Source organism: Acinetobacter sp. YH12200, from assembly GCF_013418175.1.
GTDB lineage: Bacteria > Pseudomonadota > Gammaproteobacteria > Pseudomonadales > Moraxellaceae > Acinetobacter > Acinetobacter pseudolwoffii.
Genome location: NZ_VPCO01000014.1, coordinates 30,946 through 50,865 on the forward strand (window position 1 = coordinate 30,946; position 19,920 = coordinate 50,865).

Consider the following 19,920-nt stretch of genomic DNA (forward strand, 5'->3'; position numbering starts at 1 on the left):
TCGTTCATCAATAGGTTCATGCATGAATCGTTTGATTATAACCGAGCACGACAGGCTTGTGAAATGAATGGAAACAATACACATGTATATACAAATATATATACATGTGTATAATAATTCAAAACCTCAAGATGATGTCGATAACGATGCATGTACTCCAAAAACTTAAAATGCCGCTGAATGCACTGTCTGACAGTGTCATCGATCAGCATGCGATTAATTTCTGGATTCAGAAACTCAATCCTATATGGTCGTTGAATCAGCCATTGGGCAAGATTGTGCACAAGGAAAATGCTGCACAGGATATGCTGAGTCTGAAAATTCAAGTGAATCGTTTATTTAAGTTTGGTAAAGCGGGGCAACACCATCCGGTCTATGTGGTGGTGAAGGGCATCCGTTATGAACGTAGCTATAGTTTGACCCATGTAGATGCCCAGCATGTGTTATTGACTGTGAAAAAAGTCCATGCCGGTAAAGTCAGCACCTGGTTTGCAGAGCAGGCGCAAGTGGGTGATGTCATCGAATTTGGTCAGCCTTATGGCGATATGACTGTGCCTCAGCAGGCGAGTCCACTGATCTTGCTTGCAGCAGGCAGCGGGATTACCCCAATGCTGAGCATGCTGGAAAGCCTGAGCAAAAAGGGTGAATTATCAACACCAGTGAGCTTGTGGTACTGGGTTAAAAAACATCAAGATGCAGCATTTAAAGCACGTTTCGAAGAACTTGCTCAGAAACATGCAAATTTCTCATTTCATGTTTATGCCACGCAAGAACAAGCTGCGGCAGCTCGTCTGAATGAAACTTATCTGACAGATTTGCAAAATCTGGAAAATAGCACGGTCTATTGCTGCGGCCCGTCAGGTTTTGTATCGACTGCAGAGCAGCTGTTTGCTTCAGCCAAAGAGTTTAAGGGTGAAGCCTTTAGCATGAGTCTGGCGGATCAATCTGATATCGGCTTTATTAATGTCACCCTGACTCAGTCGAAAAAAATTGTCAGTATTCCAAAAGGCCAGTCCATTTTGGTGAGTCTGGAACAACAAAATATCAAACCGACACATGGTTGCCGTATGGGCATTTGTAATAAATGCGCCTGCAATAAAGTGGAAGGTTCGACCAAGAATTTGGTAAACGGCGCACGAAATACTGAGCCAGGTAATCTGCTCAAAATTTGTGTTAACTCAGCGCAGACTGATCTAGTCATCGACCTATAAGCGAGTTTTATCCTATGAATATGCCAGTAAAATTTCAATATTTTAAAAATCCTAAAAACCGTGAATTATCACAAGTAGAACTCGATGAACTTGCACGTGAACTTGATGCGATCAAGCAAGAAGTGCTGGATGATTTAGGTGAAAAAGACGCGAAATATATCCGTCGTGTCTATTCAACCATCCGTTATTCATCAATTGCCGGTCGTGCGCTATTGTTTGCAGGCTGGTTCCCACCAGCATGGTTGCTAGGCACAGGTCTATTAGGCTTTGCCAAAATCATGGAAAACATGGAACTGGGTCACAATGTCATGCATGGTCAGTATGACTGGATGAATGATCCTAAAATGAATGGTCAGACCTATGAATGGGATATCGTAGGTACTTCGGATAACTGGCGTCAAACCCATAACTTTAAACATCATACTTATACCAATATTAAAGGTATGGATGATGATATCGGTTATGGTCTATTGCGTCTGTTCCCAGAACAGCGCTGGAAACCGGGTTATTTATTACAACCGATTTATGCGGTGCCATTCTGTTTGCTGTTCCAGTGGGGCGTGGCCATTCAGAACCTTGAATTGGGTAAATATTTCAAAGGTCGCAAAAGCAAAGAGCAGACCAAAGAAGAATGGCGCCCAATGCAGAACAAAATCGGTAAACAATTGTTTAAAGATTATGTGTTCTTTCCATTGATTGCAGGTCCTGCTGCTTTGCCAGTTTTGACGGGTAATATGGTGGCCAATGGTCTGCGTAATATCTGGACGTTCAGTATTATTTTCTGTGGCCACTTTACCAAAGATGTAGAGGTGTTCCCGAAATCGGTACTGCAAAATGAGAGCCGTGGTCACTGGTATATGCGCCAGATTCGTGGTTCATCTAACCTGACCGGTTCTGAAGCATTCCATATCTTGACGGGTCATTTAAGTCACCAGATTGAACATCATCTGTATCCTGATGTGCCTGCCCGTCGTTACCGCCAAATGGCGCCAAAAGTTCAGGCGGTGTGTGAAAAATATGGTTTGAACTACAACAATGCCAGTCTGGTAAAACAGTATGGCAGCGTAATCAAACGTATTGTGAAATATGCATTTCCGTTTAAGAAATAATATTTCTTAAAGCTAAAAACCACCTTATTTGAGGTGGTTTTTTTATGGATGAAGCTTATATTTAAACAAAAAAGTCTGGATGATTCAGTCATCAGATCTGCCTTAAAAGTATCATTGAGCGACAACTCATCTGTCATTTAAGTGCTTGTTAAAGATTATTATGGCGTATCAATAAAGCGGAAATTTTAAAGCCCTAATATGTCATTGAATCGGATGGTAGATTAATTTTTGGCAATTGCTGATCTTGTCCTTCCAGATAGCGTTGATGTGCCAAACTCAGCATTTCCTGATCTTCTTCGCTGTTACCATAGGCATAAATTTCAGCATAATCTTCCAGACGATATTTTTCTAAAATTCTCAGTTTCTTCTGCGCATTACTACAATCTGGAGTCTGATAAAATCCTGTTATTTTTCCAGCTTTGATTTCAACTTCGCTACACAGTAAATCGATATTTAAATAGGTACAGACCGGTTTCAAGTATAAATCCAGTGATGCTGAAACCAGCGCGATCTCATGACCCAGTTGCTGATGTTGCCGAAGTTGCTGCAACAGTTTTGGATTAAACTTAAAGACCAGCTGCTGGGCATAGTCCTGCGCCAGTTGTAAAATTTCTTCTGCATCGCTGTCCTTAAACATGTTGCCATACAATTTTGGACGCATCGCATGGGCAGGGTACAGCTTCAGATAATAGGCCTGAATCCAGGGCAGGAGACGAATGCCGCGTCTTAAAATATGCCGTTTTTTCAAGGCATAGAAAATGAACCCGGTAAAACTGTCGTCTGTATACAGGGTGCCATCAAAATCAAATAAGGCTAGAGTTTTAGGTGTTTGATTTTGCGCATGCATGTTTGATATCGACCATCGACACGGGTGGCAAACCAGTTGGTATTGTAATCACGACTCAGTTTTGGTCCAGAAATGACCACTTCCGGCATGATTGCATACATCGGATCTTTGCCTGTTTTTTCCTGATAGAGCTTGCTGATCCCACGATAGGTCATGGTATCTTCAAAATCTTTCTCTTTTTCTTTCTTTAAATCGGCGCGGATTTGACGTTCGGTAATAATAAAATTATTTTTCGCAAATACACTGATCAGCTCACGCTCGGATTGACTCTTCTGCGAACGGATCGCGCCATCTTTGTTATAGAGTAATAAATCGCCATCCAGATCGAGTTCAGCTTCAGTTAAATCATTGAGCATGCTCTGAAAAGCGGCATTTCGGCTGGAATACATGCCCGAGTTATAGTCTGCAAAACGGTAGATCGGTTTGTCATAATCTGCAGGATACATCATCAGACGATGAATCCCGTAATATAGGCCGCCATATTGCGTATAGACATCGGAGCGTAAGGCTGCGATGTTGCCACCTTGACGTTTATATTCCTTGACATAACTAATATGCACTTGCATTGAACCCAAAGTGGTAATCGGATTCATTTTCTCGCCAATGTTCTGGCCGACCAGTTTTGCAGCACCGGTCAGTGCGCTGACATGGTAATGCTTCGACATATAGTCAAATATTTCACGATATAACTCATCCAGTTCGCGTTCGGTTTTTACCCGGCGCATCTGGCTTAAATAGTTATCTTCTGGGCTTGGATGGTTCTTGAGTACTTCCTGGAAATATCCCGCAACTGTTCCACCGATTGCTTGTCCGAGTTTATCTTTAAATTTTTCTTCAAGACGATCCTGAACTTCTTTAACCGCTTTTTCTCCCAGACCTGGTACTGTAGGGTCTGCCACAAAATTGGATTCCTGATCGACCACGGCCACAATCGTGCAGACATTTTCCTTGGTTTGAGGAATACCCAGCTGTTCGGTGATGTCGTAAATATCTTGTGCCCAGGACTCACGCTGATTTACCCGACTCGGAATTGCTTTACGAATATGTTCAACTTCAAGTGTCGGTTCATCATCTTTTGACCACCATGAGCCATTGCCACAGCCGGCAAGACCCAGAGAAAGTGCAAGTACAGACAATGACTTAACAGAAAAACAATCAGCAAAAGTTTTATTCATGGTGTGGTAAATTAATTGAAAAGATGAGCGAATAAGGCAGATGCAGTATACTATGCCCATCAAAAAAGTGATGAATTTATATGTATATTGGTCCATATCAACTGTCCAACAATTTGATTGTCGCCCCGATGGCAGGTGGGATAGATTAATCACATATACATTATAAAAATTATTATTTATTAGAATCTTACTGAATAGCCACATGGTGCAAGGTGCAAAATAGGTGCAACCATGCGGCAATTAATCAATAATTTAGCAATCAATGGTTCATTGCTACCCAGTCTTTCTTAGACTCTTTTTGTATTGCTTCAAGCCAGAATGCTACATCACTTAGATGAACATAAAAAGGTGAGTTACGTCCATCTGACTTAAATGCAGGAAATGGAAGAGTACATTTGTTTGCGCGTTTATTTGCCTGTTCAATTGTAAGATGAGGCAAGTAATCCGGCAAGAGCTCTTCAAGTTTGATCACAGGTTTACGATACTTCATGAGTAACATAAAACTGATATCAACTGGATCATCAATTTTCATAGCTGCTCCCATTATGAAATCTCCTTTAAGCTTTGCTTTACTGATTCCGACAACCCAAACACATCTTTAAAATCCCGATCAAACTGCCCGCTCTTGATAAGTGTATTGATGCACGGCACTGGCTGCACATACATCTCAACATGGCGCGCAAGCATGTCGTAAATCGCGCTGACATTACCACTGTTTACTTGAACTGCTATTAGGCCGTTCTTGTGAGTGATTGGCAGGCCAATATCACCTTTGTATTCATCCACGAACGCAAAGAATATTTCAGCTTCGGCGTTGTTAAACAGTAAGTCGAAAGGCAGTTCTTTATGCAGCTCACCGATAGCGAAGTTTGCAACGGCTGTTTTTGTTTCAGTCATTGGCTAGCTCCTGTGCTTCGATTACTGCTAAAAGCTCATTTGCAGAACAAACAGCTTCATCATAATCATTGGGATTGAGTGCTTTATTCAGCGTATCCTTTGACACCAAAACAAACCCTTCCGGCACCGCTTGGGCTTTGGCTTCCTGCTCAACAGCATTTGCGAAGTCATAAACATATGCGTTTAAGTCCATGTTTCCACTTGCTTGTGGCTTTAAAGAAAATCCGTTTGCCAAAGCCAATTCTTTAATTCTTTGAATATCCATCACGCCACCTCGCTTTCATACTTATTTCGAGCGAAAATGGCATAGGCATCATCTTCACTAAAATTGATATCAATTAAGAAAAAGCCGTTTGGTGCAATCGGGTCCCATTTGGTGATATCGGAATCATCCATCATGATTTCCCAATCATCAGAATTAACAAGGCTCTCCATCCAGAACATTACAGTGTCTACGCCAAAGTGGCTTTTAAATTTTTCCCACTCTTCACGACTTACGTATTCTTCGTTTTTCAGATGCTCATTCATGTATTTTGAATAAACTGGATGTGTCCAAGTTCCCATTTCACTGCGCACAATTTCCATAGGTTCTAATTGTTTAACTTCCATCACGCCACCTTCACATCTAAATAATCAGGGTTATCCAGATGCTCTTCATATTCATGAAATAGCACCTGGCATGCTGCATTACCTGTTAAATCTTTCTTTAAAAGCACATAACTCAACGTCTTGCGTGTGCCTTTGCCTGAAAACGTAGAACTACCATCTGCAAGCTCTTTTTTGATGTAGCCCAATTTTTCTAACCACAACTTGAAACCGGCTTCATGCTTCTTTTTAATTTTGAAGATCATCTGTACCCCCAAGTGTTCGCAAAATTTTGCAGGCAATCATCAATACCGAATAGGTTGATGTTGCGGTAAGTTCTAACCCGACCTTTGTGCTGCACAAGCAGCACGCGGGTCATTGAAGAGTAGGAGTAACTCATGAAGCCTCCCCAGTTTCAGCAGCTTGAATCAAGGCATCTTTGCGCTGTGCATACAGGCTAAGTAGTTCCTGATGATCAGCTGGAAGTAATTTAGCTGCAGGTATTGCTGGTGCCAGTCGTTCTAAAGTTTCTACTGAATCCATGTCATAGATCCGATTGATCAGAACCTGTTTTTTCTTCTTGTAGAAGAGATCAATAGGGGCACTACCATGTTCAGCACTTTCCACTGATGCTTGTTTGCGTGCGGCATTTTCAATTTGATCAAACATACTTGGTTGCTGAGCTTCAATGACTTCATCTGCGATTGGTTCAGGTTCAACCTTCGGCGTGTATTGCTCTGGATCCAGCTCAAGCAATTTATCTTCTGTAAGCTTGCACAAGTGCTGTTGATCTTTTTGATCTAAGTGTCCATTGGCCAGAAATACGTGACGGAATGAAAGAACGTCATCCTCCTTAGTAAACTGATCAATTTGTGCAGTGAACTTTTCAACAAGCTTTACCCGGTCGGTTTCAACTGAATCCGCTTCAATTTCTGTAACTGGAGTTTCAGTATTAATAGTGGCTTCTTGCTCTATGGCTTCAATAGGCTGAATCAGCTCTGGCTCAGGCTGTTTTTCAATATCTGGTACAGCATCACCTGGGCCAGCTGGTATGCCAGCCTGTTCAGTCTCATTCTTAGCTTTGGTTGAGCGTCTCTTTTTAGGTTTGCCTGTATTGTCTATAGTGGGAGGATAGATAATCATTCGACCAAATAGCTCACCCATTGCCACTAATTGTAATTCGGCATTTTCTTTATCCGCCTGAGCAAAACCATTGTCGACAGCTTTGAAATACTCCATGCACTGTTTGCTGTATTTAACCTGTGAGATATGGTCAGGATGAATAATAAAGATTTCCTGATCTTCTACGACATCATCAAGAGTTAAAGGCTTGGTGAAGGTAATGCCAGCCAGTTCCATGGTTTCAATCTTGATGCAGAACTCATAGCCTGGCATAGCGAAAATCGTAGCCGGGAATTGAGATAGATCATCAAAATCCATTAACTCACCAGCAGCGCGGCACATGATATTGCGGCCAGCCATCATTGCTTCAAAAGCTTCTTTGCTATTTAAAATTTTCATGCTGTCATTGCTCCCTTCGCCAATTGTTCTATGTCATTTTTTACAGCTTCAAATTTGGAAGCTTCTATCTGGTTGAGAGCATCAAGCCCCAAGTGTTCACACACTGTTTTTGCATCAAGCCCGCAGGTATCGATAAAGTCCTGTAGATCGGCCAGCTGCTCATCAGAAATGCCATTGAACTCTGGTGGATCTACCCAAGCATTGCGCTGTTTATCAAATGTGCATTTCATTTCCAGAGCACGACGAACCAGTTCAGCACGCATATTCTTGTAATACAGATGAGTGTCTTCAAGAGACTGAGTGAGCTGATTTAGATCACTCGCATATTGGGCCTCACCACAGCTTTGTACCCAGTTTTCTAGATCTTCTTGAGCCTTGATTGCGGCCAATTGATCAGGTGTCAGGGTGTTGATATGGTCTTTAGCCTGTTTGATAAGATCGGCCAGAAATGTAGGACTGGTCTTTAGATCCGGCACCCATACTTCACCAGTATCGCCACCTAAACCACCTGCATTTTTAGCGTGATGAGTAGGGCAAGGCTTAAAGCTAATAACACGGGCATTTTTCCCCTCACCAGTGGTGACTGTAGTCAAATAGCCCATGATGTCAGCAATGCGATATAACTCATTTCGGTTCTTACCACCCAGATCAGGGCGATAAATTACTTGGTCACCGCTTTGATCTTCAGAGGCGTGGGCGATAAACACCACATCCTTTCCAGATGCGATCAGCGTATTCACGTACTGCTTAAAGATGTTGTTGGCCAAGCCCTGGGCTTTAAGCTTTAACGATCCATCTTTCTGTTTATTGGTCGCATTGAGCATCAAATGTATTTTGATGCTTTCAAGCATTGCCCCAACGGTATCAATCACAATGGTGTTATACGGTTCAAGATCGGCCATTGTGAGGTTTGCAACATCAGACCACTGGTGAGCCTGAACTACAGCACCGCGACGAAGTTCACCAGTACGGTGAGAACCTTTGTCAAAGTCGAATGAAATAGCTTTATCACCCGTAAAGCCGATAGATGTTTTACCTAAGCCAGGATCGGCATACAGGTAAACAATAATTGCCTGGACTAGCAGCGCTTGATTCGCTGGAATAATATTAATCGCCATCTCAACGTGCTCCTGCAGTACGGTTATTACGTTTAAAGTTCTTATAGTCTTCCGATGCAAAGAAGCCGGTACTTTCTAAAACTTGATGACGCTTGTTTTTGCGCATAGCAACACGCGCATTTTCCAGTCCATCTAAAATCCATTTCGGAGTAAGAGATTTATCCATCTTCTTCAACGAGCCATTAGGCTGAATGGAGTAGATCTGCGTATTACAGAAATAGTCAGCAATAGTTCCAGAGCTTTTGATGCGTAAAGCAAAATAGCTCACACGCGTTTTACCCACTCGATATATTTCGAGTCCTTCAAAGGTCTTGATGTATTCAGAGAAGTAGCGATGAGTTGAGTTGAGCTCAATCGGCATTGGAACTATAGGTAGCTCATCTGCTTTGAATTGCAGGAAACCAGTGTAAAGATCTACAAAATTAATTTGAGTTCGATCATTTAGAGGAGACCAGTCATCAGAGCCGCATTCACACCAGTAGACCGATTGACCATTCAAAAGCGCTTCAAAGATTTGATCAGCAGAATTTAAGATCATGACTGAACCTCCACCAGACGATGCTTCATGATGTAGCTAGTGATCATTGAGTTGATTTCGCGGTGATCCTGATGATCAGTGAAGTCTTTATATGGATTGCCATTGGCGTCAAATACATTGATTTCACCCAGCTCTGTTACTTCGACTGCAGTAAACTCTGAACCAGGTACGCCGTAGCTATCTGGATAAGCCTGAACTTCAAATGAAGAGATATTTAAACGGAATCCATCCAGATTAAGAATTGCTTCACCACGACTTTGGTCATGCATTTTTAGTGAAATAATGCCGTATTCAGACTGAATGTTTTGCGCTGGAGCAGGTTGTCCAACATTTAAGTCCGTATGAAAAGCGACCGCTAAAGCGCTTACAGTTAAGGCAGCGGTAAACAGAGTTACCTTGAAGCTATTGTGTGGAGTTAATTTTGTGTTCATAATTGATCTCGCTGTAAGTAAAGCACTCAAGACTTCGAATCCTTTGAGTGCTTTTTTAATGTCTACGAGATATAATTTAGTATTTACTAAATATTAAGTCAATAGTATTTACTAAATTTATTTAGTGAAAATTAAGCATTTGCTAAATATTATGATTTAATAGACAAAAGAAAACCCATCACAGGGATGGGTTGTTTGGAGTTTATTGAGATGACTAGAGAAGAATTTCGAGCGAATCTATATCAAACATATGTATCCTCTAGTGTGTGTGACCCAGTCCTAATACAAGAATATATCCGCATTGCTGAATCCTTTGTCTTTGACGGCAAGCAACACACGGCTATTCAACAAGCTGAATTAATTGAAAAATTAAAAGTTTAAATTTGATCGTTGGGTGATACCACCTTCAAGCACTCTTCATAAACCTCTTTCCAGTACGCGATATCACCTGCTTGGTTATTCTGTTTATAGTAAGCAGGGTTTTTAAGGTCGATACGTGTTTGTATAATTTTATTAGCCATCTCAATAGCTAAGCGTTTTTCTTCAATTGAAGGCATATTTTTCTCCGATATTTATGGTTTAAGATCAATGTTGGCACAAAGTCTTAAGCTCATAATATCAGGGAAAATTTGAATATATTAAAAAGAAAACCCACCGCTGGGTGGGTTGTCCTGCAACAATAATCTTATTTTTTGTATTCAGTAATACTGATAGGTTTGTCTTTCATAAACTCTACAATACCTTCACCAGCTTTGAAGTGAATTGAAACGCCGTCATCATTGGCCAAACGCATACCACTTCCTGAAATAGCTCGTTTAAGGTGATAAACCTTGCCAGAATTATCAGTCATTTCTGCAGTTTCAAAATTATCCGAAGATTTCAGTTCAACTGTAAGATCCATTGGACCGGTAAAGTTAATTACCTGAGTTTCAGCCGGAGTATTGCTCACAACTTTTTCTTGTACCACTTCGTTTTTTGGATTTGAAGTACAGCCAGTAATTGCTAATCCTAACAATGCTGCACCTAACAAATATTTCATTGATACTTACCTTTCTATTTATGAATCATAGGTATCTTTATATTAATTGTTATAATGTAACATTTAAAGACAAGGTTACACTTACCTTACATAAAGAAAACCCGCGGATAGCGGGTTAGTGATGCTTTACTTAGTTATTACAGACCTGGTCATGAGAGGTCTTAAGTCCAATATAAAGATTTAATATTTCAGAAGTAAGAAAGCTTTAGCACTGAATAGCATCTTTCTCTTTGTAGTGATCCAAAACCAAATCCATATCAGCCAAAAGTGCAACTTCAGAGTATTCACCGGGTGATAGCTTCAACAAGTTAGGCATATAGTTCTTTTCATACTCACGCGGGTAGTCTCTGCATAAGATTTTTACCCGCACATCTTGAGTGGTGAACTCTGAATCTAACTTTTCCAGGTATTTGCTAAGAATATTATCTGAGTTCTCAAAAGCTGTAGCGGTGGCAATCGGATCTACATCTTCATCTGGTTGCTTCTGACAGCCGGACAAAGTCAAAGATAAGAGTAGGGTGGTAAGTGTGATGTATTTCATAGTTATAGGTTTATTGTTATTGGAGTTTGAATTATAAGCAAGTTTAGGGAAAAGAAAACCCACCGCTGGGGTGAGTTGTTTATGCGACATTAAGGTCTAGTTGTTGACTGGAATATCAATCGATTTAATGGAAGGACCATAGATCATGACTTCTGAGCCTTTGGTTTTATGATATGCACTATAATTCAAGAAATAATCATCTTGCGCATACCCAGTATAAATATCTTTAATTTCTTGACAGTTATCATAAGAAACAATCCAGTTTGTTTTTACTGAATCTAGTGCCTTCCGTATTTGAACATGATCTTCATGCATATAAAAATTTCTATATAAGCCTTGGCCTTTGACATAGTAAGGGGGGTCTAAATAGATAAGAGAGTCTGAGGGTAGTAAGCTATCGACGTTATTTAATAGCTCAACTGCATCCTTATTGTAGACATTAATATGTTTAGCAAATTGGCCAATCATTTCAATTCGTTTAACAAGATCTACTTTATTAAAACGAGCATCAAGCTTGTACTCACCAGACTGAGCCTTTCCACCAATGACCCCACCTTTTAAGATCCCAGAGCGATTAGTTCGATTGAGAAAAAATGTAGCAAAACCATGTTCAAGGGTTGAATGAATTTCAGGGCTGGCCAAGACTTCTTTTTGTTTAAACCACTCTTCTATGGTTACATTGGTATCAACTATTTTTTTTAGAAAATTTTCAGTATCTTCAGTAATGCTTTTCCAAAAATTATAAATAGCTACATCAAAGTCATTGATATGTATGTTTTTGCAGTACCCATTAAATAATAAATCTAGAGCAACACCAGCTCCCCCTGCATAAGGCTCAAGGTAATCACCAGAAAGGTTATTTGTTTTCATTAAATCTTTAACAAACGGTGCAAATTTGCCTTTACCACCAGGATAGCGGAGTGGCGTATGATAGATGCTCAAAATGCTGACTCCACAGGTCGTAAGAAGAGTTTAAGCATTTTCATACCAAGTTTCCACTAGACTCGATGCAACACCTTTATTTTTAGTTAAAACATGCTTAGTCGCACTTATGACCCTATCATTAAAATCCTTTTGTATATCAGGTGCCTGAGCAACCATATACCTATAAGGATTTGTTTTCACACCGTTACTTATAAGTTTTTGAATTTGATCCGATTTAAAAAAGTTTTTGAATAATGTTCTTATACGGACATCTTCTGAGCTATTGTAATTGAAATCCATTATTGTGGTTTTTAAGCAGAAGCCCTCATCAGCCTGACTTGCTAGAGATAAATCTTGAAATATTTTAGATACACTTGGCAATCCAATAAAAACCAGTTTCGTAAATCTAAATTCATTATTCCAATATATGTGATCTTCTGGCAATTTATATAAAAACTCAAATAAAAGTTGATCCGGGGGAATATCGCCAGGAAGCTTAATAATATTCTTATGACCTGCCACCTGTTTGTGCGGTACATCACCATCCAATATTAATAAACTTAGTTTTGAAAATTCAGGAACTTTTTGGCGGATTAATTCTAAGTAGTTTCCACATCCCATGGAAATTCCATTCATTATTTTTAGTGGCTTTCTAATTTTCTTCTTTATTATTAGAGCATTAAAGTAAGCTAGTGCTTCACTGTCTTCAAAATATACATTGGTCTCAGGAAACACTAGCTCTCGACTAAGCTCTTTCATTCTTACGCTAATATCTGCATATATATCAGACCAAGAGAAGTTTTCAAAAACCTCAATTTTATTCATCTTGTTAGAAAGATAAATAGTTTTGAAATTTTTAGGATCAGTTTTCGCTAACTTATGGTATTCCTCAATTAAGATTGGAGAGTGAGTAGTAACGACAATTTGGATGTTTAACTCTTTGGCATATCGATTAAGAATTTCCTTTAATTGGTATTGAGCCCCGGGAAATAGACCAGCATCTGCCTCATCAATTAATAATAGACCACCATGGTAATCAGGATATTCTTCTTTAAGCCTTTTAAATGAAAATAGTGCTTGAATAATTTGCCCAGCATTATCCTCGCCGGCGGAAATTGCTTCATGATTATAGTTATCACCATGTACAACAACTGAATCCAATGAGCCAGTTGTTGGCGTGATTTGTGTGCCTGTTGTTTTACATAAGAGTTGATTATTTGTGCGTATAAATTCTTGATAATTAATATTTAAAAAATCTAAATCTTTAGTTTTATAGTCTGTTCGACTTGTTATAGGAAGAAGCCTATTTAAACTTAAATAAATAACTGGGTGGGTTACATTACGACTTTCATTGGTTGCGGTTTCTGTTGTAATGTTGTTTCGCACGATAGCGCGAGGCAAGGGCCTGTCTTTCAATTTATAGAATTTCAACTTTGGAGAAATATTTGCTCTAAAGTAGGCATCATATATTTCATAAGATGCTTCTAGCTCCCCGGCAAAGTCAAATTTTTCAGAAAGGCGAAAATGATCACTAAATCTAGATTTAAAGGAACTCAGGTGAAGTGGGCTATAAGATAAATCGACTTGCTTAATATAATCTCTTTCAAAACCAAAAATTTGAGCTAATAAGCCCAAGATAGTGGACTTAGCTGTACCATTTTTCCCACAAATGACTGTGACTCTCTGCCCTAAATTTATATCTAGGTTATTGAGAGCCCTAAATTTAAGGACATTTAGTTTTTTAATCAAAGTTATATTCTTACTCATTTCAGCACATTTTATAAAAAATTATTAAAGGGAGATAATTCAACATATTTAAACCTGTGTATTGAATTAGATTTAATGCTATTAATCAAATACTTCAATCTGAATTAACAACCTTGCCGTTCTAACAAAAGCCGCATATAGCGGCTTTTTTATTTATCCAGCCGACAAAAATTGATTTAGGGTTTATAGCGCAGAATACTTTTCTAAAAACTCATCTATCCATCCTTGTGCCACTTCAAGATTGGTTATATCAGTCAGCTTTAGATTGGTCTCTTCTGCTTCGTTAAAGCCTTCTATAATAGCTTCAAAGATATTTGCTTCACTAATGACCTCGCGTGCTATTTCAGAAGCGTCATAGCTTTGCTTGGCTTTTTTAAGCGAGGCTATTTGTTTATCAACTCCTGTGCCAATTTTGCCTAATGCCAACTTAAACTCTTGACGATTAATCGTTAGCGCAGTTTTAGATTTGTTGAGTGTTGCGATCATTGTGTTTTCCTTTTTCGGGATTTTTTATCATGTTCAACATCTTGATAGAACCCAAGCCGCATATAGCGGCTTTTTTAATTCTTTCTAACTCTTGGTCTTGCGCGATAAACATAGCGAACGCAGTCAACTACCTGGCCAACGAAAAGGCATTGATCATCTAATTCAATAATATTTGGCTTGAACTCTGGATTTAGAGCCTGAAGGTATCTTTTACCGTTTGTCTCGATAACCAGTTTTTTGAAAGTAGCATCATCACCGCGACGGACCACGATAATGTCACCAGACTGCATATCCCCATAATATGCATCTGGATCTACAACGATGTAGTCGCCTTCCATAAAATCAGGGAAGTTACTCAGGCCTTGGACTTTAAGAAAGAAGCAGTTTGAGCACTCATCTTCTGGCAAGGGCAGCCATTCAGTTACTTCGCTCATATCAACTGCTGCAACATTGGTAAAGCTACCAGCCTGGACCCAAGATAGAACAGGGGCCATGCGTGCTTTAACTCTCGGTACGTTCGCTAGGCTTTCACCCCCAAATAAATTTTTAGGAGGTTGTTGATCTAAGGTTCCAGTTTCCCACCCGACCTTTTTCTCTAAATTTCGAGCTGCGCGCTCACCAAAACTCCCATGACCTTTCACAAGTTGAGATATATGGCTTGGATTCAGATCGTAATGCTCGCAAAAAGCAGCATCCGAAGAGAACCCTTCAGATTTAATCTTGGCATCAATAGCCTGGCGTAAATTAGCGCGTCTTAAAGAAATTATGTCCATAGCGGTATTTCATATAGTTTTTAGTAAAAAGTAAATTCGCAAACACTAAATCTTTATTGACTTATTAAGTGATAAAAATTAGTATTTACTAAATATTACTAATTAGGAGATTTAAGATGTCTTCTGCTCACACAGCTGAACTAAAAAGTTTTCTCAATCGATTAACCCCAAACGAAAGAAAAGCATTCGCAAAGCGCTGCCAAACCTCAATTGGGTACTTGCATCAAATCATGTACGGCAATAGCAAATGCAGTGCTTTATTAGCAATAAAAATCGATAAGGAAAGTGATGGTGCTGTTAAGTGCGACTTACTGTGCCCAGAGGCTGATTTTAACTACATCAGAAATCAAGCCTTATCGCTAACTGCTTAAACCAATTATCAGTCAGTAATCATTTTAAATAAACGTGAACAAAAACAGGGATTCACATGATTCTAAAGAAAGAAACGAGAATAGCGATTCATCAGATGATTAATCAGTCTGAAGGATTTGATCCAAAGGACATAGCGCAAGTCACCGGTGATGCTCACAAGACGATTTGTAACTATGGCAATCCAAATATGGAAAACCATGATCCAAGTCTTAAGAAGTTTGAAGCAATCATGCTTTTGACCCAAAACCCGGTAGTTCTGAAAGTTTGGGCTCATATGCTTGGTTTTGTTCTTATGCCGGCAGGTGGAGAAGGCACACATCGTCAGATGACTATCGTAGAGGCATTACTTCAAATGAATTCTGAAACTGGAAAAGCCAATCAAAAGGTTTATGAGGTTTTAGAAGATGGCATGGTGACGCCACAAGAATATGCGGAAGCGAGCGAAATTCTTAATCGCATTATTGAAAACGCTAAAGCGGCGGATATGGCTTTAAGCAAGCAAATGCATAAATTCACACAAAAAGAAAAAGCCTGATTTCTGAGATCAGGCTTTATCAATTCAAAACTTTAGAGGGCATTGAATATGAAATCAAATTTAGCATATGAACCACCGCTACCTCAAGGGCAAGTAGTTCATTTCCCAAAAAATGAGCGCAAAGCTATGTCGAATAAAGAAGAGCGCTACACCAAGATGCCAAATGGTTTAATTGATGGTCAGATCATGGCCCAGTTAAACGATAAGGCGTTTAAGTGTTTAATGTTTGTCATGCGTCAAACCATTGGATTTGACCGCGCATCTCACCCAATTGCTATCACTCAATTTCAAAAATATTGCGGTATCAAAAAACGCGATACGGTTATGTCATGTATTCGTGATCTGGAAGAGCTCGGCTTGATCAAAGTTGAGAGAACAACAGGCTGTCTAAGTGAATATCAATTTACTCCTGACCAGTACCGCGAAAAGGGACTAGTACCAAATGAAGGTAGTACCCTTAAAGGTGACGGGACTAGTACCACCAAACGGGACGGGACTAGTACCGCGAAAGGTGACGGGACTAGTACCGTTGAACGGGACCCTATTAAAGAAACACTTAAAGAAACATTTAAAGAAAACTTTAAAGAGAAAAACGCGCAAGAAAATTCAGTTGATCAGGTTCTGAATCTCTGGACACCAGATTTACATTCTCTGAATTCTTGGTTACAGCGATCAGGTGAAACCCCAATGACCCAAGAGCTGGTGAATCAGATTTTACTTGAAGTGAATGCTCACTACGAACCACGTTTGAACGCAGGCTTGATTACAGATACCCAGATGTATTCAAACTTCGTGAAGTGGATCAAGCGAAAGTTCACTCAAAAAACGTATCAATCCTCTGAAAAACCAAATTCTAATCTTGACGTGAATACAGCCTGGGCAGATCAAGCATCGCAATATCACGCACCAGTTGATTCACCAGTCCATATTCCGGAGGACTTTGTATGAACGCAATGTCGATGCTGACTCAGGGATTAAAACAAACACAAGCGATCTGCTCGAAACACAAAACCGCCATGGTACAAGCAGGCCCTTTTCAGAAGTGCCCACAATGCGCCGTTGAGTTCCATGAAGAACAACTCGCACAAGCACAGGCTGAAATTGATCGTACCGTACGTGAAAAACACTTTGCTGGGGCAATGCTTCCAGAGCGTCATGCAACATCAGGTTTTAAGAATTACCTGGTCAAACATGCTGGACACCAAAACGCTTTAAACCATGTTGTTTCATTCGCCAAGAACATGATCAATGGCCACAAGAATAATTTTGTGATGGTAGGGCCTACAGGCACCGGTAAAACCCATCTGAGTTGCGCTACGGCTCGAACACTGCTCAACAAGGGCAAGTATGCGCGTTACATCACCAGTGAGGATATGGCACAGCGAATCATGAATGCGTGGGAGCAGCCGGACGCTACAGAGAAATCTGTGATTTATGACTTCACCCAGTATGACCTGTTGATCCTGAATGAATATGGATTGCATGACCGTGATAAACGCCGCGAGTTGGTTCACAAAGTTTTATATGCACGCTATGACCGTATGAAGCCAACCATGTTGATTTCGAATCTCACATTGGCTGAACTGCAAAAGGATCTGGGTGATCGTCTTTGGTCTCGTTTTCAACAGGGTGGATTAACCGTAGTTGAATGCAATTGGACAGATCAGCGTGTAGGGGGTGGGGTGTGAATACAACAATTGAAGAATTTTTGAAAAATGGTGGCGAGATTAAGCAAATTGATTCTGATGATCAGTCAAAAATCCATAGGAAAGTTAGCTTTGAAGATCAGATAAGTTTGATGCTTTTTGCTTGTTATGCCACTACGCCATTTTCAGTGAAGGACTTGCAAGAAGCTGTTTTTGATTTCCATAGAACCACTATTTACAGCCTGCTTCAGGAGCATGTCAAAGGTGGTTATTTGGAGCGTGTATCAGAGAGTCATTACCGTGCAACTGCATATGCCAAAGACATTATGAATGTAAAGGGTGAAATTGCCGTATGAAGGATCTAAACAAAGCGCTGATGTTTATTTTCATGGCTATTGCCGCTGTTGTATTGAGGGTTTGGGGTGAATGACCAGCTACTCAATTGCTGAATACAAAAAAATGGTTAAAGCCACCAAACCGAAAGGGCGCTCCAAGCGTCCTAAGGTGAAAGGCGAAAAAGTACAAAGCGAAGGTGAAGTAAAACTGGCCACTGCGTTAAAAGCTTTAAAAATAGATTTTGAGCAGGAATTTAAGTTTCACCCAGAGCGTAAGTGGAAAGCAGATTTTCATTTAGTGGGTAAAAAAATATTGGTTGAAGTGGAAGGTGGGATCTGGAGTGGTGGTAGGCATACAAGAGGCAAAGGCTACATTGGGGACATGGAAAAATATAACGCCGCAACAATGATGGGTTTTCAAGTAATACGGTTTAGTACGGATCAAGTGAAGTCAGGTTTAGCGATACAACAGATAGAGAAGATGGTAGGGGATTTAGGATGAATGCAGTGGTTGAAAAATTTGAACAGTTTGAATGGTTGATTCGGGGTACTACAGCAAAGTCACCTAACTTTGAGCCTGTGGTGCATGGGACTAATGAGAAGCCTTTAACGTATCAGGATAAATTGGGGGCTATTGCTTCAATGGATACCGCTCTGGCGAAGGCAATTGCTTCAGTTATCGTATTTGGCCCAGCGGCAAAAGCTGACTTTGATCATGCACAGGAACATTTGGCAAATATCATGATTTTAAATGCGGTCCAAGATAAACGTCGTGAACCGGAGGGAATCAAGATTAAAGATTTGGCCAAGCGTGTGGCCTTTATGGTAATTCAGTTTGCCTTAGAGCCAACCTTTGAAGACAACTTCACAGCTAAAGGGCGATTGCATCTTGCGGCTGGCGTTAGAGAATCTGAGATGAGCTTGAAGGCTTATGATTGCACATGGAAGCAGTACGAAAAACTGATGGCATTGGCAATTGATTCCGCAATAGATGAAGCATCCAAAGCTATTAAAAAGTATAAGAAAAATACTTACAAAGAATTTGAAGCATAAAGCTAGTAATATTTTTCTGATTCAGGTATTCTTTTTCTATACTGGTCGTATTACGGTTCAACCGAGACCAAGTATGGTTAGGTCAAAAGATGGCTGCTAGGAAAGACTAGTAAAGGCTCATCGAAAGGTGGGCTTTTTTTGACATTGTTTGTTCATGAAAATAAGCGATAATGCCTTTTTGTTTTTGAGCTCTAATTGAAATGGCGATTTTAACTGTTAAAAAACTAGAAGATACTCTCGGTAAATTAGTGGCTGAAGGCGAAAAGCCTGAAAAGATTTTATTAGGCTATAAAGCGTATGGCGAGCTAATGAATGATCGTAGCTTTTTTGAGGAAGTGGCTGGCTCGGCAATGGATCCAAACAAACGAAAATATAAAAATATTAAAATTAAGGTCACTCAAGACGAATACCAGTTTGAAGTGAAATGTCAAAAATAGGTTTAAGCATCAAGGAAAGCTCGCCAAATGGTGGGCTTTTTTATTGCCTGTAAAAAGGCAACCCATTCCTGCTGGAGTGCTGACCAGTGGAACATGCCTTTGAGTAAACTTCCTTCGGGAATCTAGACTAGGGAGTAGCGTCCCGACCTAAAGAGGATTGAAAGCAAGTAAAGCAGACCGTGCATGTTAGGTGTGTGTGATTGTGAGTAGCGTCTGGCCACGCGAAGATGGCTTTTTAGTATTTAATAAATCATTAATTAAGTTTTTCTAAAATATTGATTAAGTTTATAATATTTTAGTTATTGGTATATTTAGCCACTGAATATTATTTGAATAGTGTACAAAATAGCTACCAGAAACCGCTGTAGTTTCTGAATGATCCTCCAAGGTCCTTAGTTTATAAGCCCACATCGTCTTTCCATGAGTGGGCTTTTTTTTGCATGGAGAAAAGCAATGCTCCGATTCTTATTATGTTTATTCGGCCTACACGGTGTAACTGAGATCAGTGATAACCAGAAAGAGTGCCGTGATTGCTTGAAAGAGGTTGGGTGATTATCCCTTGGTCTAAAGAAGCAAATAA

At 39.9% G+C, this 19,920-nt stretch carries 29 protein-coding genes and 1 pseudogene; 12 read left to right on the forward strand and 18 right to left on the reverse strand.

Annotated features, from left to right (window positions below; genetic code table 11):
• Positions 1–146: 146 nt before the first annotated feature.
• Complete coding sequence (locus FTU90_RS10475) at positions 147–1,211, forward strand: flavin reductase family protein (RefSeq protein ID WP_218945097.1); 1,065 nt, start codon at positions 147–149, stop codon at positions 1,209–1,211.
• Between the two features lie 14 nt (positions 1,212–1,225).
• Positions 1,226–2,320: an acyl-CoA desaturase gene (locus FTU90_RS10480; RefSeq protein ID WP_005096627.1), complete on the forward strand. Its 1,095-nt coding sequence runs from the start codon at positions 1,226–1,228 to the stop codon at positions 2,318–2,320.
• A gap of 193 nt (positions 2,321–2,513) precedes the next feature.
• Here FTU90_RS10480 and FTU90_RS10485 read toward each other — a convergent pair whose 3' ends face one another.
• Both FTU90_RS10485 and FTU90_RS10490 read right to left on the reverse strand, forming a co-directional pair.
• Complete coding sequence (locus FTU90_RS10485; RefSeq protein ID WP_005096629.1) at positions 2,514–3,167, reverse strand: HAD family hydrolase; 654 nt, start codon at positions 3,165–3,167, stop codon at positions 2,514–2,516.
• Positions 3,134–4,342: a DUF1615 family protein gene (locus FTU90_RS10490; protein ID WP_005096631.1), complete on the reverse strand. Its 1,209-nt coding sequence runs from the start codon at positions 4,340–4,342 to the stop codon at positions 3,134–3,136. The genes FTU90_RS10485 and FTU90_RS10490 overlap by 34 nt, the downstream gene beginning before the upstream one ends.
• An 80-nt stretch (positions 4,343–4,422) precedes the next feature.
• Here FTU90_RS10490 and FTU90_RS16305 point away from each other — a divergent pair.
• Positions 4,423–4,488: pseudogene (locus FTU90_RS16305) on the forward strand (hypothetical protein); the annotation flags it as partial.
• Between the two features lie 113 nt (positions 4,489–4,601).
• On the opposite strand, the gene FTU90_RS10495 reads toward FTU90_RS16305, so the two are convergent.
• The 9 genes from FTU90_RS10495 to FTU90_RS10535 form a co-directional block, all read right to left on the reverse strand.
• Positions 4,602–4,886, reverse strand: a complete 285-nt coding sequence (locus FTU90_RS10495; protein ID WP_074382946.1) for a pyocin activator PrtN family protein — start codon at positions 4,884–4,886, stop codon at positions 4,602–4,604.
• The gene (locus tag FTU90_RS10500) at positions 4,886–5,239 is read right to left on the reverse strand and encodes a hypothetical protein (protein WP_180072550.1); all 354 of its coding nucleotides are present in this window, start codon (positions 5,237–5,239) and stop codon (positions 4,886–4,888) included. Before FTU90_RS10500 ends, FTU90_RS10495 begins: the two co-directional genes overlap by 1 nt.
• Positions 5,232–5,504, reverse strand: coding sequence for a hypothetical protein (locus tag FTU90_RS10505; RefSeq protein WP_180072566.1), 273 nt, complete (start codon positions 5,502–5,504; stop codon positions 5,232–5,234). Before FTU90_RS10505 ends, FTU90_RS10500 begins: the two co-directional genes overlap by 8 nt.
• Positions 5,504–5,848: a hypothetical protein gene (locus tag FTU90_RS10510; RefSeq protein WP_180072568.1), complete on the reverse strand. Its 345-nt coding sequence runs from the start codon at positions 5,846–5,848 to the stop codon at positions 5,504–5,506. Before FTU90_RS10510 ends, FTU90_RS10505 begins: the two co-directional genes overlap by 1 nt.
• The gene (locus FTU90_RS10515; protein WP_180072570.1) at positions 5,848–6,090 is read right to left on the reverse strand and encodes a hypothetical protein; all 243 of its coding nucleotides are present in this window, start codon (positions 6,088–6,090) and stop codon (positions 5,848–5,850) included. The genes FTU90_RS10510 and FTU90_RS10515 overlap by 1 nt, the downstream gene beginning before the upstream one ends.
• 130 nt (positions 6,091–6,220) lie before the next feature.
• Positions 6,221–7,345, reverse strand: a complete 1,125-nt coding sequence (locus tag FTU90_RS10520) for a hypothetical protein (protein WP_180072572.1) — start codon at positions 7,343–7,345, stop codon at positions 6,221–6,223.
• The gene (locus FTU90_RS10525; protein WP_180072574.1) at positions 7,342–8,463 is read right to left on the reverse strand and encodes an ATP-binding protein; all 1,122 of its coding nucleotides are present in this window, start codon (positions 8,461–8,463) and stop codon (positions 7,342–7,344) included. The genes FTU90_RS10520 and FTU90_RS10525 overlap by 4 nt, the downstream gene beginning before the upstream one ends.
• 1 nt (position 8,464) lies before the next feature.
• Complete coding sequence (locus tag FTU90_RS10530) at positions 8,465–9,001, reverse strand: hypothetical protein (RefSeq protein ID WP_180072577.1); 537 nt, start codon at positions 8,999–9,001, stop codon at positions 8,465–8,467.
• Entirely contained in the window at positions 8,998–9,432 is a 435-nt protein-coding gene (locus tag FTU90_RS10535; RefSeq protein WP_180072579.1) for a hypothetical protein, read from the reverse strand. The genes FTU90_RS10530 and FTU90_RS10535 overlap by 4 nt, the downstream gene beginning before the upstream one ends.
• A 210-nt stretch (positions 9,433–9,642) precedes the next feature.
• Here FTU90_RS10535 and FTU90_RS10540 point away from each other — a divergent pair, with 210 nt between their 5' ends.
• Positions 9,643–9,813 (forward strand): hypothetical protein, encoded by a 171-nt coding sequence (locus tag FTU90_RS10540; protein WP_171509104.1) that lies wholly within the window; start codon positions 9,643–9,645, stop codon positions 9,811–9,813.
• Here the strand turns inward: FTU90_RS10540 and FTU90_RS10545 are convergent.
• The 7 genes from FTU90_RS10545 to FTU90_RS10575 form a co-directional block, all read right to left on the reverse strand.
• Complete coding sequence (locus FTU90_RS10545; protein ID WP_159137905.1) at positions 9,810–9,989, reverse strand: hypothetical protein; 180 nt, start codon at positions 9,987–9,989, stop codon at positions 9,810–9,812. The two genes, FTU90_RS10540 and FTU90_RS10545, sit on opposite strands and share 4 nt — an antisense overlap.
• 128 nt (positions 9,990–10,117) lie before the next feature.
• Positions 10,118–10,471 (reverse strand): hypothetical protein, encoded by a 354-nt coding sequence (locus tag FTU90_RS10550; RefSeq protein ID WP_005104451.1) that lies wholly within the window; start codon positions 10,469–10,471, stop codon positions 10,118–10,120.
• A gap of 205 nt (positions 10,472–10,676) precedes the next feature.
• Positions 10,677–11,012: a hypothetical protein gene (locus tag FTU90_RS10555; RefSeq protein ID WP_180072667.1), complete on the reverse strand. Its 336-nt coding sequence runs from the start codon at positions 11,010–11,012 to the stop codon at positions 10,677–10,679.
• Between the two features lie 96 nt (positions 11,013–11,108).
• A complete protein-coding gene (locus FTU90_RS10560; RefSeq protein WP_180072581.1) occupies positions 11,109–11,954 on the reverse strand; it encodes a DNA adenine methylase in 846 nt (281 codons plus the stop codon).
• 30 nt (positions 11,955–11,984) lie between these two features.
• Positions 11,985–13,703 carry an AAA family ATPase gene (locus tag FTU90_RS10565; protein WP_180072583.1) on the reverse strand — a complete coding sequence of 573 codons (1,719 nt, stop codon included), beginning with the start codon at positions 13,701–13,703 and terminating at the stop codon, positions 11,985–11,987.
• Positions 13,704–13,886: 183 nt separating this feature from the next.
• Entirely contained in the window at positions 13,887–14,189 is a 303-nt protein-coding gene (locus FTU90_RS10570; protein ID WP_180072585.1) for a hypothetical protein, read from the reverse strand.
• Between the two features lie 74 nt (positions 14,190–14,263).
• Positions 14,264–14,962, reverse strand: coding sequence for a LexA family transcriptional regulator (locus FTU90_RS10575; RefSeq protein WP_180072587.1), 699 nt, complete (start codon positions 14,960–14,962; stop codon positions 14,264–14,266).
• Between the two features lie 116 nt (positions 14,963–15,078).
• On the opposite strand from FTU90_RS10575, the gene FTU90_RS10580 reads away from it, so the two are divergent.
• From FTU90_RS10580 to FTU90_RS10615, 8 genes are all read left to right on the forward strand, one after another.
• The gene (locus FTU90_RS10580) at positions 15,079–15,333 is read left to right on the forward strand and encodes a hypothetical protein (RefSeq protein ID WP_180072591.1); all 255 of its coding nucleotides are present in this window, start codon (positions 15,079–15,081) and stop codon (positions 15,331–15,333) included.
• Between the two features lie 56 nt (positions 15,334–15,389).
• On the forward strand, positions 15,390–15,869 hold the full coding sequence (locus FTU90_RS10585) for a phage regulatory CII family protein (protein ID WP_005171431.1): 480 nt from the start codon (positions 15,390–15,392) through the stop codon (positions 15,867–15,869).
• 48 nt (positions 15,870–15,917) lie between these two features.
• A complete protein-coding gene (locus tag FTU90_RS10590) occupies positions 15,918–16,817 on the forward strand; it encodes a replication protein (RefSeq protein WP_180072593.1) in 900 nt (299 codons plus the stop codon).
• A complete protein-coding gene (locus tag FTU90_RS10595; RefSeq protein WP_180072595.1) occupies positions 16,814–17,557 on the forward strand; it encodes an ATP-binding protein in 744 nt (247 codons plus the stop codon). The genes FTU90_RS10590 and FTU90_RS10595 overlap by 4 nt, the downstream gene beginning before the upstream one ends.
• Positions 17,554–17,871, forward strand: a complete 318-nt coding sequence (locus FTU90_RS10600; RefSeq protein ID WP_180072597.1) for a hypothetical protein — start codon at positions 17,554–17,556, stop codon at positions 17,869–17,871. Before FTU90_RS10595 ends, FTU90_RS10600 begins: the two co-directional genes overlap by 4 nt.
• A 70-nt stretch (positions 17,872–17,941) precedes the next feature.
• Positions 17,942–18,352: a DUF559 domain-containing protein gene (locus tag FTU90_RS10605; protein ID WP_180072599.1), complete on the forward strand. Its 411-nt coding sequence runs from the start codon at positions 17,942–17,944 to the stop codon at positions 18,350–18,352.
• Entirely contained in the window at positions 18,349–18,903 is a 555-nt protein-coding gene (locus FTU90_RS10610; RefSeq protein ID WP_180072601.1) for a hypothetical protein, read from the forward strand. The genes FTU90_RS10605 and FTU90_RS10610 overlap by 4 nt, the downstream gene beginning before the upstream one ends.
• 200 nt (positions 18,904–19,103) lie before the next feature.
• Positions 19,104–19,340, forward strand: a complete 237-nt coding sequence (locus tag FTU90_RS10615; RefSeq protein WP_180072603.1) for a hypothetical protein — start codon at positions 19,104–19,106, stop codon at positions 19,338–19,340.
• The last annotated feature ends 580 nt before the right edge of the window (positions 19,341–19,920 follow it).

Bases quoted from the DNA above. Each gene is read 5' to 3' on its own strand.
- FTU90_RS10545 (WP_159137905.1), bottom strand. From the start codon at position 9,989: ATGCCTTCAATTGAAGAAAAACGCTTAGCTATTGAGATGGCTAATAAA.
- FTU90_RS10485 (WP_005096629.1), bottom strand. From the start codon at position 3,167: ATGCATGCGCAAAATCAAACACCTAAAACTCTAGCCTTATTTGATTTT.
- FTU90_RS10610 (WP_180072601.1), top strand. From the start codon at position 18,349: ATGAATGCAGTGGTTGAAAAATTTGAACAGTTTGAATGGTTGATTCGG.
- FTU90_RS10550 (WP_005104451.1), bottom strand. From the start codon at position 10,471: ATGAAATATTTGTTAGGTGCAGCATTGTTAGGATTAGCAATTACTGGC.
- FTU90_RS10530 (WP_180072577.1), bottom strand. From the start codon at position 9,001: ATGATCTTAAATTCTGCTGATCAAATCTTTGAAGCGCTTTTGAATGGT.
- FTU90_RS10565 (WP_180072583.1), bottom strand. From the start codon at position 13,703: ATGAGTAAGAATATAACTTTGATTAAAAAACTAAATGTCCTTAAATTT.
- FTU90_RS10540 (WP_171509104.1), top strand. From the start codon at position 9,643: ATGACTAGAGAAGAATTTCGAGCGAATCTATATCAAACATATGTATCC.
- FTU90_RS10580 (WP_180072591.1), top strand. From the start codon at position 15,079: ATGTCTTCTGCTCACACAGCTGAACTAAAAAGTTTTCTCAATCGATTA.
- FTU90_RS10605 (WP_180072599.1), top strand. From the start codon at position 17,942: ATGACCAGCTACTCAATTGCTGAATACAAAAAAATGGTTAAAGCCACC.
- FTU90_RS10480 (WP_005096627.1), top strand. From the start codon at position 1,226: ATGAATATGCCAGTAAAATTTCAATATTTTAAAAATCCTAAAAACCGT.
- FTU90_RS10475 (WP_218945097.1), top strand. From the start codon at position 147: ATGCATGTACTCCAAAAACTTAAAATGCCGCTGAATGCACTGTCTGAC.
- FTU90_RS10495 (WP_074382946.1), bottom strand. From the start codon at position 4,886: ATGGGAGCAGCTATGAAAATTGATGATCCAGTTGATATCAGTTTTATG.
- FTU90_RS10525 (WP_180072574.1), bottom strand. From the start codon at position 8,463: ATGGCGATTAATATTATTCCAGCGAATCAAGCGCTGCTAGTCCAGGCA.
- FTU90_RS10500 (WP_180072550.1), bottom strand. From the start codon at position 5,239: ATGACTGAAACAAAAACAGCCGTTGCAAACTTCGCTATCGGTGAGCTG.
- FTU90_RS10570 (WP_180072585.1), bottom strand. From the start codon at position 14,189: ATGATCGCAACACTCAACAAATCTAAAACTGCGCTAACGATTAATCGT.
- FTU90_RS10535 (WP_180072579.1), bottom strand. From the start codon at position 9,432: ATGAACACAAAATTAACTCCACACAATAGCTTCAAGGTAACTCTGTTT.
- FTU90_RS10615 (WP_180072603.1), top strand. From the start codon at position 19,104: ATGGCGATTTTAACTGTTAAAAAACTAGAAGATACTCTCGGTAAATTA.
- FTU90_RS10590 (WP_180072593.1), top strand. From the start codon at position 15,918: ATGAAATCAAATTTAGCATATGAACCACCGCTACCTCAAGGGCAAGTA.
- FTU90_RS10555 (WP_180072667.1), bottom strand. From the start codon at position 11,012: ATGAAATACATCACACTTACCACCCTACTCTTATCTTTGACTTTGTCC.
- FTU90_RS10490 (WP_005096631.1), bottom strand. From the start codon at position 4,342: ATGAATAAAACTTTTGCTGATTGTTTTTCTGTTAAGTCATTGTCTGTA.
- FTU90_RS10510 (WP_180072568.1), bottom strand. From the start codon at position 5,848: ATGGAAGTTAAACAATTAGAACCTATGGAAATTGTGCGCAGTGAAATG.
- FTU90_RS10515 (WP_180072570.1), bottom strand. From the start codon at position 6,090: ATGATCTTCAAAATTAAAAAGAAGCATGAAGCCGGTTTCAAGTTGTGG.
- FTU90_RS10520 (WP_180072572.1), bottom strand. From the start codon at position 7,345: ATGAAAATTTTAAATAGCAAAGAAGCTTTTGAAGCAATGATGGCTGGC.
- FTU90_RS10575 (WP_180072587.1), bottom strand. From the start codon at position 14,962: ATGGACATAATTTCTTTAAGACGCGCTAATTTACGCCAGGCTATTGAT.
- FTU90_RS10595 (WP_180072595.1), top strand. From the start codon at position 16,814: ATGAACGCAATGTCGATGCTGACTCAGGGATTAAAACAAACACAAGCG.
- FTU90_RS10585 (WP_005171431.1), top strand. From the start codon at position 15,390: ATGATTCTAAAGAAAGAAACGAGAATAGCGATTCATCAGATGATTAAT.
- FTU90_RS10505 (WP_180072566.1), bottom strand. From the start codon at position 5,504: ATGGATATTCAAAGAATTAAAGAATTGGCTTTGGCAAACGGATTTTCT.